Source organism: Proteus sp. TJ1640, assembly GCF_003144445.1.
Lineage (GTDB): Bacteria > Pseudomonadota > Gammaproteobacteria > Enterobacterales > Enterobacteriaceae > Proteus > Proteus penneri.
On the sequence record NZ_PENY01000002.1, the window covers coordinates 1 to 838 of the forward strand.

The window sequence follows — 838 nt, forward strand, 5'->3', positions numbered from 1 at the left end:
AATTAATCGTATTTCTGAACAAACACAATTTAATGGCGTAAAAGTGTTAAGTGAAGACAGCACATTAAATTTACAAGTGGGCGCGCATGATAAAGAACAAATCAGTGTTAATCTGAAAAAAATGGATGCCACTACATTGGGTATTGATAAATTAGATCTTTCTGCAAAGCCGGAAAAATTACATGGTAGCTCAACGAGTGTTGTTTCGGTATCCGATGGAGATACTCCACCTATATTGAAAGATATTGATATTGATACCTCATCATTAAAAGCAAGTTTAGCGAAAAGTAATGAATCATTAGAAGGTGTCTATTATGCAGTGGATGCAAATGGTAAAGAAGATAAAACCAGTCTGACAATAGAAGTCAAAGATAAAAATGGTGATATCAAAACTTATCAAGCTCAACTGGATGAATCTGCAGCAGTTGATAAAGCTAACCATAAATTTCTTGGTGGTAAAGTAACTTTAACGAAAGGTGCAGAAATTACACCTACAACTACAACTACGCCAACAATTAACGATGCACCATTAAAAGGACTCGATGATGCACTTGCTCAGGTCGATAGCCTACGCAGTGCCATGGGAGCCGTGCAAAACCGTTTAGATTCAACCATTGCTAACTTAGGTAACACTGTTAATAATCTGACCGCATCACGTAGCCGTATAGAAGACGCTGATTATGCGACAGAAGTGTCTAATATGAGTAAAGGTCAAATACTGCAACAAGCAGGGACTTCTGTGCTTGCTCAAGCAAATCAAATTCCTCAAAACGTATTATCACTTTTAAGATAATCACGGCGTTATTTGCTTTTATATTTCGAATTAATTTATTTTTAA

At 36.2% G+C, this 838-nt stretch carries 1 protein-coding gene; it reads left to right on the forward strand.

Annotated features, from left to right (window positions below; translation table 11 throughout):
* The coding region (locus DK861_RS01090; RefSeq protein WP_109399012.1) for a flagellin at nt 1-793 on the forward strand (793 nt) is incomplete at its 5' end.
* Between the last annotated feature and the right edge of the window lie 45 nt (nt 794-838).